The organism is Mycolicibacter longobardus (assembly GCF_002102265.1).
GTDB lineage: Bacteria > Actinomycetota > Actinomycetes > Mycobacteriales > Mycobacteriaceae > Mycobacterium > Mycobacterium longobardum.
In genome coordinates this window covers 1-17,148 of sequence record NZ_LQPG01000009.1, presented here as the reverse complement: position 1 = coordinate 17,148, position 17,148 = coordinate 1, and the positions used below count along the sequence as shown (strand labels likewise).

The window sequence follows — 17,148 nt, the reverse complement described above, 5'->3', positions numbered from 1 at the left end:
CTATTTCTCATTCGGACGGTCGGATGGCCGCTCGGCGTCCTGGGGCCAGGTGGCCGGCATCATCGGCATGGTCGGCTCGCCGTCAAGGTGGTCACCTTTCAATGTGGTCAAACCCGTTGCGCGAGAGGCGGTGTCCTTACTATGGGTACCGCCGAGTCCCAGTGCCCCTGCGCTGTGCGCGGAAGCCAAGGTCGAGGTGGCCGGTCCATCCGTTGTCGGCTCGTCATCCGCCAACGGTCCAGCGTTCATGCTCGCCGTGACGCCGGGATCCTTGGCCGCTGTCCGGCGCCGTCGTCGAGCCGATGCCGCTTTCCGGGTAGTGGCGGCGGCGCTCACGCCGGAGGACGGCGCCCGGGTCTTGTCGCGGTCGTTCAATGTCGGGCCGACTGGCGTATCGGGACCTTCGTCACCGGCACGTTGGTGGCGGAATCCCGCCGCCGCGGCCGTCGGCGCCGCCGCCGGGGTGGTCACGCTCGGACCGGACGCGGGGGTGGACCCGGCGGCGGTTGCGGCCGGTGCACTCGGGGGAGCGGTTCCCATTGCGGGCCATGGCTCGCTTTGTGTCGCGGTAGACACGCTGGGCATCCCTGACAGGGGAGCGACAACTGCCGCACCCCCCAGGGCGGCCGCGGCCGGACCGACGGCCGCCGCCTCGGGCTCGGCTGCTCCAATGGCCGGGATCAACGCCGGACTTGCCGTGATGCTGTAGATGATCGCCTGGATGATCCATTCGTCAAAGAGGTCGGCGAACTCAATGAGCGCCGGAAGGGACTCGATCCAGTTCGATCCGCCACCGCCGCCATCGTCACCGCCGTCGTCGCCGCTGCCGCCGTCAGATGCCACGATCGGCGGAGCCGGTGTCGAGCGGGGAGTCGAGGCCAGCGCGGTGTCAGAGACCGCTTGATAGCTTTCCATCGTGGCTGCCGCCTGGACCCACATGCGGGCGTAGTCGGCTTCGTTGACAGCGATCGGAATGGTGTTGATGCCGAAGAAGTTTGTGGCCACCAATACGTCGTGGACGGCGTGGTTGGCCGCGATCTCGGCCGGTGTCGGCATGGTGGCCAGCGCAGCCGTGTAGGCGGCCGCCATGGTTTCGTGCTGGACGGCTGTCGACATGCTGTCGTTGCCGGCGCGCATCAACCAAGCCAGATATGGCAGATGGGAGTCCGTGTACCGGTCAGAGCTGGGACCGTGCCAGGCCCCGGCCCGTACAGACTCCAGTATGTCGGTCAGTTCTGTTGCTGCCGAAGCATATTGCTCGCTCAACGACGACCATGCCTGCGCTGCTGCCAGCAGCGTCTCGGCTCCCGGGCCGCTGCTCAACAACGACGAATGAACCTCCGGTGGCAAGGCCAACCACAGCGGCGCGGTCATGTAGCCACTCCGGTGAATGGGCGGCCGAAAAGAACGAAGAACATCGAATCTCCTCATCTGTCCGACCCGTGGGCAGCATCGCGTCACCATCAGGTGCGCACCAGAAACTGCCCCGGGTCAGCAGACACGGGGATGTCAAAGCAGTGCGGTACAACCCGATTCAGGAACGGCGAACGATGCCGGGGAGGGATCGGAACCAAACACTCAGCGTTGTCGGATAGGGACCGTCACTAGGACTCAAGTCGATCTCACCTCCTCGAAGCCAGGGCACGCGGGGGTGCCGGCCAGATGCACAGTCAGGGCATGAAGACGCCCGGCAAACAAAACGGTATGCAGATTCCTCACTGACCGAGGTGCATACCGAGCCGTCGTGACACCAGTCTGGTCTGCGGCCGCGCCAACCGGTATCGGGTCTGACACCCATTCTCGGGTAGTGCGGACTGCAGGGAGCGCCGACGCAGCCTGAATGCGGTGAGCCTCCGGGACATTCACCAACGGCATCACCGCTCGCCGCGCGCGTGACCGAGGGGTTTCGGCTTTCTGCTGCAGGGTCCATAATTCGTGGGGTGGACGTACTTGATGAGCTGAACCGGTTGGTGGCGCTGTCGGGCGGCGGTGTCGGTGCATTGGTCCGCAAGGTATGCGCGCGTACCCTGGGGCTGCCGCCGCTGCCCGCGGAGGCGGCGGGCGAGGAGTCCGCGGCCGATCCGGTGGTGGCCGAGTTCGCCGAGCAGTTCAGCGTCGACGTCTCGATGATCACCGACGCTCAGCGTGACCGGCTGCGGGACGCGTTGGGGAACGGTGCCTTTGAGGCCGTCGTACAGATGTTTGTCGCCGACTTCGTGCCGCGGGTGCGGGCCGGTCTGCAGGCTCTGGGCGTAGCGATCCCGTGGCCGGAGACGATCGCGTGGGACCACTCGGGGAATCCGGCCGATGCCCTGTTCAACGGGTTCATGCCCGCCGTGGCCCGGCTGCGGGCGCTGGACGCGGTGACCTCCGAGGTGGTGCGCCTGCGTGGTGCGGCCCAGCACAACTGCCGGCTGTGCAAATCACTGCGGGAGACCACCGCACTCGACGCCGGAGGATCCGAGACGCTCTACGACGACATCGAGCGGTTCGAGGATTCCCAGCTGCTGAGCGAGCCGCAGAAGGCGGCGCTGCGCTATGTCGACACCCTGGTCTGGACGCCTGCGCACATCGACGCCGACGTCGCTGCCGGCGTACGCCGGCACTTCACCGACGACCAGGCCGTTGAGCTGACCCTGGACGTGATGCGCAACGCCGGCAACAAGATCGCGGTCTCGCTGGGGGCAGACGCTCCGCGGGTGGCCGAAGGCACCGAGCGTTACCTGCTCGGCGCCGATGGCCAGACCGTTTTCGGCTGACGCCGGTCAACGAGAGCTACCCGAGAAGTTCGAGGATCTTCTTCGTCACCGCGGCCGCCGTCGGATGCTCCCACAGGAGTGTCGGCGACAGTGTCAGCCCGGTCTGCTTTTCCAGTCGACGCCGCACGGCGACGGTCATGATCGAATCGACGCCCATTTCGATCAGCGGGACATAGGGGTCGACGCCGTCCTCGGGTAGACCGAGTTGGCCCGCTATCGCGGCAGACACCCGTTCGGCGACCCAATCGGAGGCCTCGGCGGGATCCTCGGGCAACCCCGTCTGCAACGGATCGTCCGATTCGGCGACGTCGGACTCGACGGGAGCGATGTCGGCCAGCATGGCCACCGAGGCCGCCAGCGGCGTGACGGGCAGCACGACGGCATTGGCCTGGTCATCGCGCATCGCCAGGTCCAGGGCCCACATCGCATCATCGGCGCTGATGGTTTCCATGCCCATGGACTCGAGCTGCGCGGCAACGTACTCGGAGGTGGACCCCATCCCCAGACCCCGCCACGCCGTCCAGGCGACGCTGACGGTTCGGTCGCCGAGGTTGCGGCGTTGCCGGGCGAACGCATCGAGAAACGCATTCCCGCATGCGTAGGCGCCCTGCCCCGGAAATCCGGTGAGATAGCCGCAGGAGGAGAACAGCAGCATCCAATCCAGCATCCCGGGCGGGAACACTTCGTCCAGCACCAGCGCGCCGGTGACCTTCGCGTGCATGGATGCGTTGACCTGGGCAAGCGTTGTGTCGGTCAGCAGCGCACCCGTCTCGATGCCGGCCGCGTGCACCACGCCGAGCACCGGCGGCAGGTCCGTCAACGCGAGTTGCAGCGCCGCAGCGGCCCCGGGTGCGCCGATGTCGATAGCGGCCACCCGTACAAAAACCCCGCGTTCCTCGAGCGACCGGACGGTCTGGACCAACTCCGGGCTGGTTGCCGCATCCGCGGGCGCCCTGTCCGGCAGTCCCGAACGCGACACCAGTACCAGGCGCCTGGCGCCGAGATCGACCAATCGGTGGGCCATCTGTCGTCCGAGCGCGCCGGTACCCCCGGTGATCAGGTAGGTACCGCCCGGCGAGCAACGCATGGGTTCACCGGCACACGGCGCGGGGGCCAGGCGTGCGGTGTGGGCGATGCCGTCGCGCACCACGACCACACCGTGTCCGGTCAGCGAACTCAGGGCGGGTACGGGCAGGCGGGACTCGGACAGATCCAAGACACCGCCCCAGACTTGGGGCTGCTCGGCGGCTGCCACCCGGGACAGCCCCCACAGCGGAGACTGTTCGATATCGGTGCCTTCGTGCACATTTCGGGTCAGCACCCACAGGCGTGCTTTCGAGTGCTGTCCCACAAGGTGTTTCAGCGTCCGCAGAACCACATCGATGGACACACTCGGCTCGTCGTGCGGCTCGGTCAGCACCAGGACCACGGCACCGGCATCCGGGCCATCACCGGAAGGCAAGTCCGCCGGGTCGGCGACGCTGCGGGTAGGCACGCCGGCCGCGGCCAGATCACGGGTACACCATTGCCGCGTCGCTTCGACGCCGCCGATCAGGGTGACGTGGGCGGGGCGATCGTCCTCACTCCACGGTGTCGGGTGCCATGCCAATCTGTGCACCAGGCGGCTGAGTTCGCGGTCTCCGGTCCGCTCGAGATCTTCGAAGGCCAACCCGGTCATCGAGACCAGCACTGTGCCGGTGAGATCGGTGATCACGACGTCGGTGATCGTCCCTTGCGCGCAGCGCCGCGCGTGGAGCAGGGCCTCACCGCACGGCGGGCCGTGCACGGCCACCCGCTCGACTCGTGCCGGCATCTTGAGGCGTCCGGTATCGCTGAAAAGGACCGACGCCGTCGACGTCGCGGCATCGAGAAGGCCGGCCCAGGTCGGCGGTACCGATCCGTCGGGCTCGGCGCTGACCCGTGCCAACAATTCCCTGTCACCGCGGCGCAGTTCCCGGATCTCCCACTCGAATCCCATTGCGGCGACACCGAGTGATTCCAGAATGTCGATGACATGGGTCGACGGAAGCACGTCTGTGCATCGTTGTTGCACGGCCGCGATGTCGAAGACCGGCGCCGCGGCGTTGTCGTTGACCTCGGCCACCGCGGTGCAGTGAGTCAGCCAGCCGCCATCGGTAGGTGCGTCGTCTGATTCCACGATGCGTGAGGACACGCTCAGGCAGTGTTCCTGCAGCACCACCTGGAGGTCGCGGGTGCGTCCGGGGGCGACGGGCGTGCGCAGCCGCACGTCCACCAAATTCGTTGTGGCGGCGGTCAGCATCGTGTTCAGCAGAACCGCGGCGGGCACGATCTCGGTGCCCTGCACCGGATGATCGCCGGGATAGGGGCGGTTGGACATCTCCAGCCGGGTCTGCCACATGCGGGCGGGAACCGCACTCGTGATATCCACCGAGCCGCCCAGAAGCGTGTGGGTGTCGACGTCGTGGATCCCACCGCCGACCGGTGGGGGAGTCGGTGTGCGCCAAAAGTGTTGATGCTGCCATTGGGTGACCGGCAAGTTGTCGGTCCAGGGTGAGTCGGCGGTGAGCCCGTGCGGGAACGGCGCACCGTGACAGTACAGCGCGGCCAGCGCATGGGTGACGGCGCGCCGTTCCGGTTGCTGACGCCGGAGGGTGGGAACTACGCCGTACTGGTCAACTCCCATGTGCAGCAACGTTTCCAGCACTGAGTGTGAGACCACCGGATGAGCTGATATCTCCAGAAACAGTCGGTGGCCGTCCTGCGCGGCGGCGATCACGGCCTCGGCGAACCGCACTTGACCACGCAGGTTGGCCACCCAGTAGTTCGAGTCTCGGGGAGCGGTCGAGCGGGGGTCGGCCAGCGCGGTCGTGTACAGCGGGACGTCAGCGTCGCCCGCCGGCGGGAGGCCTGCGGTAAGTCGGGCGAGGTCCCCGGTGAGTGCGTCCATCTGCGGGCTGTGGAAGGCCACGTCGGTGTTCACCCGACGCACTGAAACGCCTTCTTCCGAACAGCGTTGGCAGACTTGATCGATGGCCTCGACGGTGCCGGAAACCACCGTGGACTCCGGTGTCGAGCTGATCGCCGCCACCACGTCGCTGCCCTGACACAGACGCCGCCGTGCCTCCTCGAAGGAAAGCCCCACCAGCGCCATCGCCCCGTGTCCGGCGACACTGCGGAAACCGCGCGCCCGGTAGCACGCCACCTTGGCTCCCTGCGCCAAGTCGAGCACACCGGCTGCCACGCATGCGGCGACCTCGCCGACCGAGTGGCCGATGACGGCTGCGGGAGTGATGCCGCGGTCTCGCAACAGTGCGGCGAGCCCGGCCTGGATGGCGAAGGTCAACGCCTGTACCCGATCAGTTGTGCCCAGTTCACCGGTGCTCAGCGCCTCGCGGGCCGAGAAGCCCAACTCGGCTTGAAACACCGGGTCGATCTCATCGATGACCGTGGCGAAGGCGGGTTCATTCGCCAGCAGTTCGCGACCCATGCCCTCCCATTGCGAGCCGTGACCGGAGAACACCCAGACGGCTCCGCCTGATGCGCCGGGCACAATCGCGCCGGTGGCCACGGCAGGCTGTTGGGCATCGTTGGCCAGTGCGTCCAGGCCGGCCACCAGTTCTTCGCAACTGTCGGCCAGCACGGCCGCGCGCACCCGTTCGTGGGAGCGTCGTGTCCACAGCGTCGCCGCGACCTGATCGAGCGAGTGGTCGCCGGTGCGGAGGTGGCCGGCCAGTGCCTCGGCCTGGCGGGCGAGCCGGGCGTGCGAGCGCGCCGAGACCGGGACGACGGCAGGCGCGGCAGCGGGGTCCGGCACGAGATGCGAGGCGGGCTGCAGCGGCGCTTCTTCGAGCACGATATGGGCGATGGTGCCGCCGTAGCCGTAGCTGCACACCGCGGCTCGCCGCGGACTGTCCTGCTGCCGTGGCCAGGCTTCGACTTCGGTGGCCACCCGTAAGCCGCTGGCGGCCCAGTTGATGGCCGTGGTGAGTTTGCTGATCCCCGCTGTCGGCGGGATCTTCTCCTGATCGAGCGCCAGTACCGCTTTGATGAGCCCGACGACGCCCGCCCCGCCTTCGAGGTGACCCGTGTTGGGCTTCACCGATCCGACCAGGCAGGGGGCGTCCGTGGGGCGCCCGGCGCCGTAGACGGCCGCAAGAGCCGCCAGTTCGACCCGATCGCCGACGGGTGTGCCGGTCCCATGGGCCTCGACGAAGCCGACGCTGGTGGGCTCGATATCGGCGGACTCGCAGGCGAGCCGGAACAGATCCTCCTGCGCGGCACCGTTGGGCGACATGATGCCCGCCGTGTTGCCGTCATGGGCGACGGCGCCACCACGGACCAGTGCCCACACCCGGTTGCCGTCCCGCCTGGCGTCGCTGAGGCGCTTGAGCACCACCACCGCCGCGCCTTCTCCGCGGCCGTAGCCGTCGGCCGCCATGTCGAAGGTCTTGGACCGACCGTCCGGCGCGGTGGCACCCGCCTGATCGAGTACCCGGGTCAAGCCAGGCCCGATCAGCGCGCTGACGCCGCCGGCAAGCGCAAGCGACGTCTCTCCGGCGCGCAGCTGTTGGCAGGCCTGCTGCACGGCCACCAGCGACGCAGCGCAGGCCGCGTCGAGGGCGACGCTGGGGCCACGCAGATCAAGCAGGTGTGAGACCCGGTTGGCGACCCCGCACAGCGCTGTGCCGATTCCGGTCCAGGCCTCGATACCCGGCAGGTCTTCCATGATCAGCTTGCCGTAGTCGTCGGCGTTGACGCCCATCAGCACCGCGGTGTCGCTGCCGGCCAACGACCGGGGCGCTATCCCGGCGTGTTCGAGTGCCTCCCAACACACTTCGACTGCCAGACGCTGCTGCGGATCCATCAGTTCGGCCTCGCGGGGGGAGACGCCGAAGAACTCCGCGTCGAAGCCGGCCAGGTCGTCCAAGAAGGTGCCCCACGGTGTGGTGGCTCGCAGCACCGCGGCGTTTCGCGGGTCGCGCCGCAGATACGGCTCCCAACGTTCGGCCGGAACCTGCCGCACCGCGCTGCGGCCGTCGAGCAGAAACGTCCAGAAGTCCGTCGGGGTGGTGACGTCTCCGGCCAGTCGGCAGCCGATGCCGACGACGGCGATGGGTTCGGCCGCGTCGTGCGGGTGGAGGCGCGGTGCAGTCATCTGCTGCCCACCTGGGCGACGATCTGCTTCTTGTCGACCTTCCCGACGGCGGTGATGGGCAGCGACGACATCGCGACGAGCACGTCCGGGCGCGAGTGGGCGGAGACTCCGCGCTCATCCAGGTAGCGATTCAGTTCGGCCAGTTCAAGCTGCTCGCTCTTGAAGATCACTGCAGCACAGATCTTTTCACCCAGAAACTCATCCGGCAGGGCGACCGCGGCGACGGCTGAGATCGCCGGGTGGGTAAGGATGTGCTCCTCGATGTCGGAAGCCGAAACCGTCTCGCCGCCACGGTGAATCACGTCTTTGATCCGGCCGGTGACCTCGACATTGCCGGCGAGCGGACCGTCGGCAAAGATTCGCACCTGGTCGCCGGTGCGGAAGAACCCGTCGGGGCTGAACGAGCGCGCGTTGGCCTGCTCTGCGCGGTAGTAGCCGTTGAGCGTGTACGGACCGCGGACCAGCAGTTCGCCTTCCTCGCCCGGCGCCACATCGTCGCCGTTGTCATCCACGACGCGCAGCTCGTCATGCGGTGACATCGGCCGACCCTGCGTCTGTTCGACGACCTCGATCGGGTCTCCGGGGCGGGTGAAATTCAGCATCCCCTCGGCCATTCCGAAAATTTGCTGCAGCCCCGGTCCCAGGGTCTCGCGGAGATAGCGGGCTTCGTCGGGTGCCATCCGCGAGCCACCCACTTGCAGCAGTCGCAGTGAGGTCGGCGGGGTCGGTTCCCATTCGCAGGCCTGCGCCCACAACTTCGCCAGCGCGTTGACCAATGCCGTTGCGGTCACACCGTGCCGGTGTATCAGGGCAAAGGCGGCTTCGGGGCTGGGGTCGGCGGTGAACACGGTGGTGGCGCCCACCGTCATCGCACCCAACATGCCCGGGCACCCCAGCGGAAAGTTATGGCCGGCGGGCAGCGCCACCAGGTAGACGTCGTCTCCGGTCAGTTCGCAGGCCCGGGCGCAGGCAGTCGTGTTGTAGACGTAGTCGTCATGGGTGCGGGGAATGAGCTTGGGCATGCCGGTGGTGCCGCCGGACACCAGAAGGAGCGCGGGCGAGGAGGTTTCGACATGGGCGCGTCCTACGGCGGGATCTGTGCACTGGGCGACGGTCGACCACGCGGTGAAGGGTCCGGGATCTCCGTCGACAATGACGTGCCGCAGACCCGGGCGACCCTCGGTGACGCGCGCGGCAAGTTCGCGGTAGTCGAAACCTCCTGCACGCTGGGGGATTATCAGCCCCACGGCGTCACTCACATCAGCGAAGTGCCCGAGCTCGGCGGCCCGGTGACCCGGCAGGCACATCACCGGCACGGCTCCGGCCCGCAGTATGCCGAAGAACGCCAGGGCGAACTGAGTCGAATTCGGCAGTTGAAGCAGGACGCGGTCGCCCGCAGCGATGCCGAGCCGCGCCAGGCCTGCCGCGAATCGGTCGGCAGCCGAATCAAGTTCTGCGAAGGAATAGCTGCGGTTCGAATCGATGACCCCGAGCCGCTGCGGCCACTCGTTTGCCGCTTGGGTGAGGATCGAGTCCACGGTGCGCCCGGTCCAGTAGCCCGCTCGCCGATACTCGGCGGCGCGGTCAGCCGGGAACGGCACGAAGCCGGCGAGGAGTTCGGGCTGGAGTGCAGCGCTCATCCAGTCGAACCGCCCCTCGGTCAATTCCCGTCGGTCAATTACTGTGGTGTGCGACCGACCCCCATGCGGTAGCCTTCGCCAAGTTAGGCCATCCTATACTAACTTAACTTAAGGGGAGCAGCGTCGTGCACGGTGGTGCGACACCTTCACAGTCCGTCCGTGACGAGGTCGCCGAACTCCTTGGCGTGAGTCCCGACACCATCGATCCGGCACAGGACTTGATCGCCTCCGGCCTGGACTCAATCCGCATGATGTCGCTGTCGGGCCGGTGGCGAAAACGGGGGATTGACGTCGATTTCGCGACCCTGGCGGCCAGCCCCACGGTTGCGGCGTGGTCGGACCTGGTGGCCGCACACGGCGCCGGTATCGACGCGAACGACGCCGCGCCGGACACCGACGCGTCAGTGGCGGATGTCAGCGACCCCGCAGCGCCATTTCCCCTCGCGCCGCTGCAACACGCCTACTGGGTGGGCCGAAACGACCAGCAGCAACTCGGTGGAGTGGCCGCCCACCTGTACGTCGAATTCGACGGTGCCGGAGTCGATCCCGAGCGCCTGGCCGCGGCGGCTGCCGAACTCGCCGTCCGCCACCCGATGTTGCGGGTCGAGATCCTGCCGGACGGAACCCAACGCATCGGAGACCGCGACCTTCCGGTCAAGATCAGCGACCTACGCGACCTGGACGCCGAGGCCGTCGAGCGGCAACTGCTTGCCACCCGCGAAGCCAAGTCTCACCAGTTGCTCGACGGGGAAGTGCTCGAACTGAGCCTGTCCCTGCTGCCGGACGGCCGAACCCGACTGCATGTCGACCTGGACATGCAGGCAGGCGACGCCGTGAGCTACCGCAAACTCATGTCCGACCTCGCGGTGCTGTACCGAGGTGGGCGGCCGCCGCAGCTGGGCTACACCTACCGCGAGTACCGCGCCGCCATGACCGCGGTGGAGGCGGCCCGCTCAGCCGAGGATCAGCCGTGGTGGAGCGAACGGATACCGAGCCTGCCCGAACCACCCGCGTTGCCGCTCGTCCCGACATCGGAGCAGGCCGATCCGCGACGCAGCGTCCGGCGTTGGCACTGGTTCGACGCGCAAGCCCGCGAAGCCCTGTTCGCCGCGGCCCGCAGCCACGGCGTCACGCCGGCGATGGCGTTCGCGGCGTCTTACGCCGGGACACTGGCCCGCTGGTCCACCAGCCGCCGGTTTCTGCTGAACCTGCCGCTGTTCGGCCGTGAGCCGTTCCATCCGCAGGTGGACATGCTGGTGGGCGACTTCACGTCGTCGTTGATGCTCGATGTCGATCTGACGCAGGCGAACACTCCGTTGTCGCGGGCGGTCGCGGTGCAGGAGGCGCTGCACTCCAGTGCGCGCCACTTGGGCTATTCGGGGCTGTCGGTGCTGCGCGACCTGAGCCGCCACCGCGGTGTCCAGACGCTGGCGCCGTTCGTGTTCACCAGCGGACTCGGGCTCGGTGATCTGTTCGGTGGCGAGGTGACCGAACAGTTCGGCGCGCCGGTGTGGACGATCTCCCAGGGCCCGCAGGTGCTACTGGATGCCCAAGTGACCCCGCTTGGCGGTGGCCTGCTGGTGAACTGGGATGTTCGTGAGGAGGCGTTCCAGCCCGGTGTCGCCGACGCCATGTTCGCTCACCAACTCGATGAACTGCACCGGCTTGCCGACCCCGAGGCTTGGAAGACGCCCGATTCGCCGGACGTCCCGGAATCCCAGCGTGCCGTGCGGGCGGCGGTGAACAACACGCTCGCCGACCCGAGTGGCGAGGCGTTGCACACCGGGTTCTTCCGGCAGGCCGAGCTGCAGCCCGATGCTCCTGCGGTCTTCGCCAGTTCCGGTGATCTCAGCTACCGGCAGTTGCGCGATCAGGCACTGGCGGTGGCCGCCGCTCTGCACGCCGAGGGGGTGCACAGCGGTGACACGGTCGCGGTGATGGGACCCAAGAACGCCGAGCAGGTGCCGGCCGTGCTGGGGATCCTGGCCGCGGGGGCGGTGTACCTGCCCATCGGTGCCGACCAGCCACGCGAGCGGGCCGAACGTCTACTGCAGACCGGATCGGTCCGCCTGGCCCTGTTGTCCGGTGAGCAGCAGGCACCCTCGTCAGTGCCCGCGCTCCGCCTTGCCGAGGTGCTTTCGGATCCGACAGTCCCGGGTGAATCGGTCTCTGTCGCAAGCGATCCGCAAGCTCTGGCCTACGTGCTGTTCACCTCGGGATCCACCGGAGAGCCCAAGGGCGTGGAGCTGACGCACGACGCGGTGATGAGCACGGTTGAGTTTCTCATCCGGCATTTCGACATCGGGTCCACCGATCGCTGGCTGTCACTGGCGACGTTGGAAGCCGATATGTCGGTGCCGGACATCTTCGCCAACCTGCGTGCGGGTGGTGCGATCGTCGTGGTCGACGAAGACCAGCGCCGTGACCCCGACGCCTGGGCCAGACTTATCCATGAGCACCGGGTCACCGCCCTCAACTTCATGCCCGGCTGGCTCGAAATGCTGCTCGCGGTCGGCGATGGGCGGTTGTCGTCGCTGCGAGCCGTGGCGGTCGGCGGGGACTGGGTGCGCCCGGAACTGGCTCGCCTGCTGCGGCAGCAGGCACCGCAAGCCCGTTTCGCGGGACTGGGTGGTGCCACCGAGACAGCAGTGCACGCAACAATTTTCGAGGTCGACGCCGCGCTACCGGCGAACGGCAGCTCGGTGCCCTATGGTGTGCCGTTGCCGAACATGGCCTGCCGGGTGGTCGGCGAAAGCGGCAGCGACTGCCCGGATTGGGTGATCGGCGAACTCTGGGTGACCGGGCGCGGCCTCGCCCGCGGCTACCGCGGTCGTCCCGACCTGACCGCGGAGCGCTTCGTGGAGTACCCGTGCAACGGTGCGCCGCACACCTGGTACCGGACCGGGGACCTGGCTCGGTACTGGCCGGACGGCACGCTGGAATTCGTCGGCCGCGCCGATCATCGCATCAAGATCAGCGGCTACCGCGTCGAACTCGGCGAGGTTGAGGCCGCGCTGGGAAAGATCCCCGGCGTGCATGCCGCGGTGGCTGCGGTACTGCCCGCCGCCGGAGGCTCCGATGGGCTGGCGGCGCTGGTCCGCGTGGGCGACTCGGGTTTGACGGCAGGGGGGATTCGCGACGCACTTGTCGATCTGGTTCCCGCGCACATGATTCCCCGTTGGATCTTGCTGGTGGATCGGATCCCGTTCACCGACGCGGGCAAGATCGACCGAACGGCCGTCGTCGGCCTGCTTGCCGAGGAGTTCGGGCAGTTCGGTGGCGCGACAGGGCCTGTCACCGCGCCGCGAACGACATTGGAGCGCGCGCTGTGTCATATCGTCGCGGGCGTCTTGGGCCGTGATGGCGACATCGTCGGCGTCTATGACGACTTCTTTTCACTCGGCGGTGATTCGGTCCTTGCCACGCGAGTCGTGGCCGACATCCGGGAGTGGCTCGACTCACCGCGGATGATGGTGGCGGACATGTTCGCTGCCCGAACGGTCGCCGCGCTGGCCGAGGTGCTGACCAGCCGTGAAAGCGACACCGGCCGAATGGAATTGGTCGCCGAGATGTACTTCGAAGTTGCGGCCATGTCGGAGGCCGATGTCATGGTGGCACTCGAGCCCCGCGACTGAGCAAGGATTGGGCGGGTTTCGCTGAGCTCAGTTTGCGTGACGGGCCAGGAAGCCCAGTATGGCGTCGGCGAAGATGTCGTTGCGGTCACCGGCGACCATGTGGCCGGCGCCGGCGACGTCGACGAATTCCACCTGCGGGAAGCGGGCCAGGAAGGCTTCGGCGCTTTCGGCCCGGACCAGGTCGCTGAGTTGGCCGCGCACCAGCAGCATCGGCACGCCGCCGTCGAGGATGGTCTGTACCGCGGTGTTGAGCCGGTCCACGTCGTGGATCTCGAGGGGAGCCAGTTCCTCGCTGGCGCTGACGAACTTCGGATCCCAGTGCCAATACCAGCGGTCACCGCGGCGGCGAAGGTTGGCGGTGAGGCCGTTCAGGTCCGCCGGGCGCGGCCGGTGGGGGTTGTAGGCGGCGATCGCGTCGGCGACCTCGTCGAGGGAGTCGAAGCCTGACTCCATCCGCTCAGCCATGAACGCCTGGATCCGTTCGGCGCCGCCGGCGTCCATGTTCGGCACGATGTCCACCAGCACCACGGCGCTGGCCGCACCCGGGGCCAGTTCGCCGCACAGCAGCATCGAGGTGAACCCGCCCAGCGAGGCACCGACCAGCACCGGGTCCGGCGGCAGGGTGCGCAGCACCTCACGAACGTCGCCGGCGAAGCTGACCAACCGGTAGTCGCCCTCGGCCGCCCAATCCGATTCGCCGTGCCCGCGCAGGTCGACGGTGACGGCCTGCCAGCCGCGTTCGGCCACCGCCGCGGCGGCCCGGGCCCAGGACCGCCGGGTCTGGCCGCCGCCGTGCAGGAACACCACCGCCCGTGCATCGGGGTCGCCGTGACGATCGGCGATGATCCGCACATCGCCCGGCGCGTGGGTGACGAACGTTTCCGCGGTCATCTTGGGATCGTAAGCCGACGCCGGTGGGCGAATGTCAGTGCCCAGCCAAAACCCCTGTTGAGCTGCGGGTTGCCGGGGTTACTATGGCTTATTCACAAGGAGGGCGCCATGGCCCGTTACCTCGCCTTCGCATATGGGGCAATCAACTATCTGGTCTTCCTCGTCGTGTTCCTGTACGCCATAGGATTCGTCGGCGACCTGGTGGTGCCGCGCAGTGTCGATCAAGGTCCGCAGGCGCCGCCGGGCCGGGCGGTGTTGGTCGATGTGTTGCTGCTGGGTGTGTTCGCTGTGCAGCACAGCCTGATGGCCCGGCCGGTGTTCAAGCGCTGGTTGACGCGACTGGTGCCGCCGGACCTTGAACGCAGCACCTATGTTCTGGCGTCGAATCTGGTTCTGGTGCTGCTGTTTTGGCAGTGGCGGCCGATCCCGTCGATTGTCTGGGACGTTACGACGCCGCTTGCGCGAACAGCGCTGTGGGTGTTGTTCTGGACCGGCTGGGTGATCGCGCTGGCGTCGACATTCATGGTCAGCCACTTGGACCTGTTCGGGCTGCGTCAGGTGTACTCCGCTTGGCGGGCACAGCCGTACAACCCCGTCGGGTTCCACGCCTCAGCGTTGTACCGGGTGGTGCGGCATCCGCTCATGCTGGGTTTCGTGATCGCGTTTTGGGCCACACCCACCATGACCGCCGGTCACCTGCTGTTCGCGGCGGCGAGTACCGGCTACATCTTGATCGCACTGCAACTGGAGGAGCACGACCTGATCGGGATACTCGGCGACGAGTATCGGCAGTATCGTCGCCGGGTCCCGATGCTGATCCCCGTTCACATGCGGCGCAACGCGCCGCGGTAGTTCAGGCGAACGGCTGCAGGCCGAACCGGCCCCAGGCGAGGAAGGCGAACAGGGCGAGAAAGGCTATGTCGCCGACCATGTAACCCCACTCGCTGCGGCGGAACCTGGTGGTGGCAGCACCGGCCATGAACAGCATCAGGCCGCAGGCAGCCAGCGGCACCAGCACCGGTGCCACGCCGAGGGCCGCCGGGAGCACCAGGCCGATCGCACCGATCATCTTGATGGTGCCGATGGCCTTGAGCTGGCCGCTGCTGAATTCGTCGACCCAGTGCTGGCTGACTGCCAGTGATCGGTACTTCTCTTTGGGCATCAGCACCTGGGTTGCGCCGCCGATGAAGAATGCGACAGCGGCGACGCCGGCGATGACCCACAGGGTGGTGTTCATGGCTGCTCCTTCGTGGTTACGTCGGTCGGGTGGGGTTCGTCATCACCTATGACGGACCGGCACGACGAGAGGTAACCGATGACGAGCGAGTCGCAGCTGGCGGAGGCCTTCGAGCAGCAGCGCCATCGCCTGTTGGCGCTGGCGTATCGGATTCTGGGCTCATGGTCGGATGCCGAGGACGCCGTCCAGGAAGCCTGGCTGCGGCTGTCCCGTCAGGACGTTGATGCGGTCGACAACCTGCCGGGGTGGTTGACCACCGTCGCCAGCCGCATCTGCATCGACACTCTGCGCTCGCGTGCCGCCCGGCCGGAGGTCTCGATTGATCAGGGCCTTCCCGAACTCGTCGTGACCGACGACGTCGACACCCCCGAGGACACCGCGGTGCTGTCGGACTCGGTCGGGCTGGCGCTGCTGGTGGTGCTGGGGTCACTCCGCCCTGATGAACGGCTCGCGTTCGTGCTGCACGACATGTTCGCGGTCCCGTTCGCCGAGATCGGGCCGATCGTCGGCAGATCGGCCGACGCCGCCAAGATGCTGGCCAGCCGGGCACGTCGGAAAGTCCAGGACGTACCCACGCCGGCGGGGGACCGGCGTGCGCAGCGTGAGGTGGTCGACGCCTTCCTGGCGGCCGCGCAGGACGGCGACTTCGACGCCCTGTTGCGGGTGCTCGATCCCGACGTAACGTGGCGTCAGCACACGGTCCGCGGTGTGACCGTCACGAGCGGAGCCGGCGCCGTTGTGGAGGCGGTCCGTCGAGGTCAGGGGGCGCGCGTCATCGCGCGTCGTGTTCTGGTGAACGGCGAGCCCGGAATCTTGGGCTGGGGTCCGACGGGCCGGGCGCTGGCCTTGATGGCGTGCACCGTGCGGGAAGGTCGCCTGGTGGGCATCGTCTCGATCGCCGACCCGGTGCGTTTGGCCGGTATGGATCTACCAGATCCGCCGACTGTCTAGAATCTACCTAATTGTCTAGAATCAGTACTCATGGCACTGAGTATCAAGGATCCCGAAGCGGACCGTCTTGCCCGGGAACTCGCTGCACGCACCGGGGAGACGCTTACCGAAGTTGTCGTGGTTGCGCTCAGGGAGCGACTGGTTCGTGAGCGGGGACGCGTGCAGAGTGCCTCGCTGAGCGACGACCTCGCGGCCATTCGTCGCCGCTGCGCGGCGCTGCCGTTGGTCGATTCCCGGCCGGCCGAACAGATCATCGGCTACGACGACCGTGGATTGCCCGTCTGATGGTGATCGATACCTCCGCGCTGGTGGCGATGTTGACCGACGAGCCGGGGGCCGAGCAATTCGAGGCTGCCGTCGAAGCCGACCCGGTCCGGCTGATGTCGACAGCGTCGTATCTGGAAACGGCGATCGTGATCGAAGCCCGGTTCGGCGAGCCGGGTGGGCGCGAGCTGGACCTGTGGCTGCATCGCGCTGCGGTCGATCTCGTCGCTGTGGACTCCGAACAGGCGAATGTCGCGCGCCTTGCCTACCGCCGGTATGGGAAAGGGCGGCATCGCGCATCCCTGAACTATGGTGAGTGCTTCTCCTACGCTCTGGCCCAGGTCAGTGGTCAGCCGCTGCTGTACAAAGGCGACGACTTCGAGCACACCGACATCAGTGGCGTCATGCGCTGATACCCAGGTGCACCGGCACGGCGGAGGGCATCAGTAGAGTCAACGAACGTAGTTGACGCCAGGGGCGGTAGCTCAGTTGGTTAGAGCCGTGGACTCATAATCCATTGGTCGCGGGTTCGAGCCCCGCCCGCCCCACCATAAATCTGTATTACGTCGGGTGATGCTTGACGTTTCGGCTTCGGGTGATGCTTGACAGTGTTTCGGCTGATGCTTGTCAGTTG

11 protein-coding genes and 1 tRNA gene are annotated in these 17,148 nt (G+C 67.4%); 7 read left to right on the top strand and 5 right to left on the bottom strand.

The window, feature by feature from the left end:
• Positions 1 to 1,374: a PPE family protein gene (locus AWC16_RS03620; RefSeq protein WP_085263436.1), complete on the bottom strand. Its 1,374-nt coding sequence runs from the start codon at positions 1,372 to 1,374 to the stop codon at positions 1 to 3.
• Between the two features lie 554 nt (positions 1,375 to 1,928).
• On the opposite strand from AWC16_RS03620, the gene AWC16_RS03615 reads away from it, so the two are divergent.
• Entirely contained in the window at positions 1,929 to 2,759 is an 831-nt protein-coding gene (locus tag AWC16_RS03615) for a carboxymuconolactone decarboxylase family protein (protein WP_207572254.1), read from the top strand.
• A 16-nt stretch (positions 2,760 to 2,775) separates the two neighbouring features.
• Here AWC16_RS03615 and AWC16_RS03610 read toward each other — a convergent pair whose 3' ends face one another.
• Positions 2,776 to 7,896, bottom strand: a complete 5,121-nt coding sequence (locus AWC16_RS03610; protein ID WP_085263434.1) for a type I polyketide synthase — start codon at positions 7,894 to 7,896, stop codon at positions 2,776 to 2,778.
• Positions 7,893 to 9,536 (bottom strand): (2,3-dihydroxybenzoyl)adenylate synthase, encoded by a 1,644-nt coding sequence (locus AWC16_RS03605; RefSeq protein WP_085263547.1) that lies wholly within the window; start codon positions 9,534 to 9,536, stop codon positions 7,893 to 7,895. The genes AWC16_RS03610 and AWC16_RS03605 overlap by 4 nt, the downstream gene beginning before the upstream one ends.
• Before the next feature lie 125 nt (positions 9,537 to 9,661).
• Between AWC16_RS03605 and AWC16_RS03600 the strand changes: the two genes are divergently transcribed.
• Positions 9,662 to 13,171, top strand: a complete 3,510-nt coding sequence (locus AWC16_RS03600; RefSeq protein WP_085263433.1) for a non-ribosomal peptide synthetase — start codon at positions 9,662 to 9,664, stop codon at positions 13,169 to 13,171.
• A gap of 27 nt (positions 13,172 to 13,198) precedes the next feature.
• On the opposite strand, the gene AWC16_RS03595 is transcribed toward AWC16_RS03600, so the two are convergent.
• Positions 13,199 to 14,062 carry an alpha/beta fold hydrolase gene (locus tag AWC16_RS03595; protein ID WP_085263432.1) on the bottom strand — a complete coding sequence of 288 codons (864 nt, stop codon included), beginning with the start codon at positions 14,060 to 14,062 and terminating at the stop codon, positions 13,199 to 13,201.
• Between the two features lie 108 nt (positions 14,063 to 14,170).
• Here AWC16_RS03595 and mddA point away from each other — a divergent pair, with 108 nt between their 5' ends.
• Positions 14,171 to 14,914 (top strand): methanethiol S-methyltransferase, encoded by a 744-nt coding sequence (gene mddA / locus AWC16_RS03590; protein WP_085263431.1) that lies wholly within the window; start codon positions 14,171 to 14,173, stop codon positions 14,912 to 14,914.
• 1 nt (position 14,915) lies between these two features.
• Here mddA and AWC16_RS03585 read toward each other — a convergent pair whose 3' ends face one another.
• On the bottom strand, positions 14,916 to 15,299 hold the full coding sequence (locus tag AWC16_RS03585; RefSeq protein ID WP_085263430.1) for a DoxX family protein: 384 nt from the start codon (positions 15,297 to 15,299) through the stop codon (positions 14,916 to 14,918).
• A gap of 78 nt (positions 15,300 to 15,377) precedes the next feature.
• Between AWC16_RS03585 and AWC16_RS03580 the strand changes: the two genes are divergently transcribed.
• The 4 genes from AWC16_RS03580 (at position 15,378) to AWC16_RS03565 (ending at position 17,065) form a co-directional block, all read left to right on the top strand.
• Positions 15,378 to 16,250: a sigma-70 family RNA polymerase sigma factor gene (locus AWC16_RS03580; protein ID WP_085263429.1), complete on the top strand. Its 873-nt coding sequence runs from the start codon at positions 15,378 to 15,380 to the stop codon at positions 16,248 to 16,250.
• Between the two features lie 30 nt (positions 16,251 to 16,280).
• Positions 16,281 to 16,535, top strand: a complete 255-nt coding sequence (locus tag AWC16_RS03575; RefSeq protein WP_085263428.1) for a type II toxin-antitoxin system VapB family antitoxin — start codon at positions 16,281 to 16,283, stop codon at positions 16,533 to 16,535.
• Positions 16,535 to 16,927 carry a type II toxin-antitoxin system VapC family toxin gene (locus AWC16_RS03570; protein WP_085263427.1) on the top strand — a complete coding sequence of 131 codons (393 nt, stop codon included), beginning with the start codon at positions 16,535 to 16,537 and terminating at the stop codon, positions 16,925 to 16,927. Before AWC16_RS03575 ends, AWC16_RS03570 begins: the two co-directional genes overlap by 1 nt.
• Positions 16,928 to 16,988: 61 nt before the next feature.
• A tRNA-Ile gene (locus AWC16_RS03565) sits at positions 16,989 to 17,065 on the top strand.
• The last annotated feature ends 83 nt before the right edge of the window (positions 17,066 to 17,148 follow it).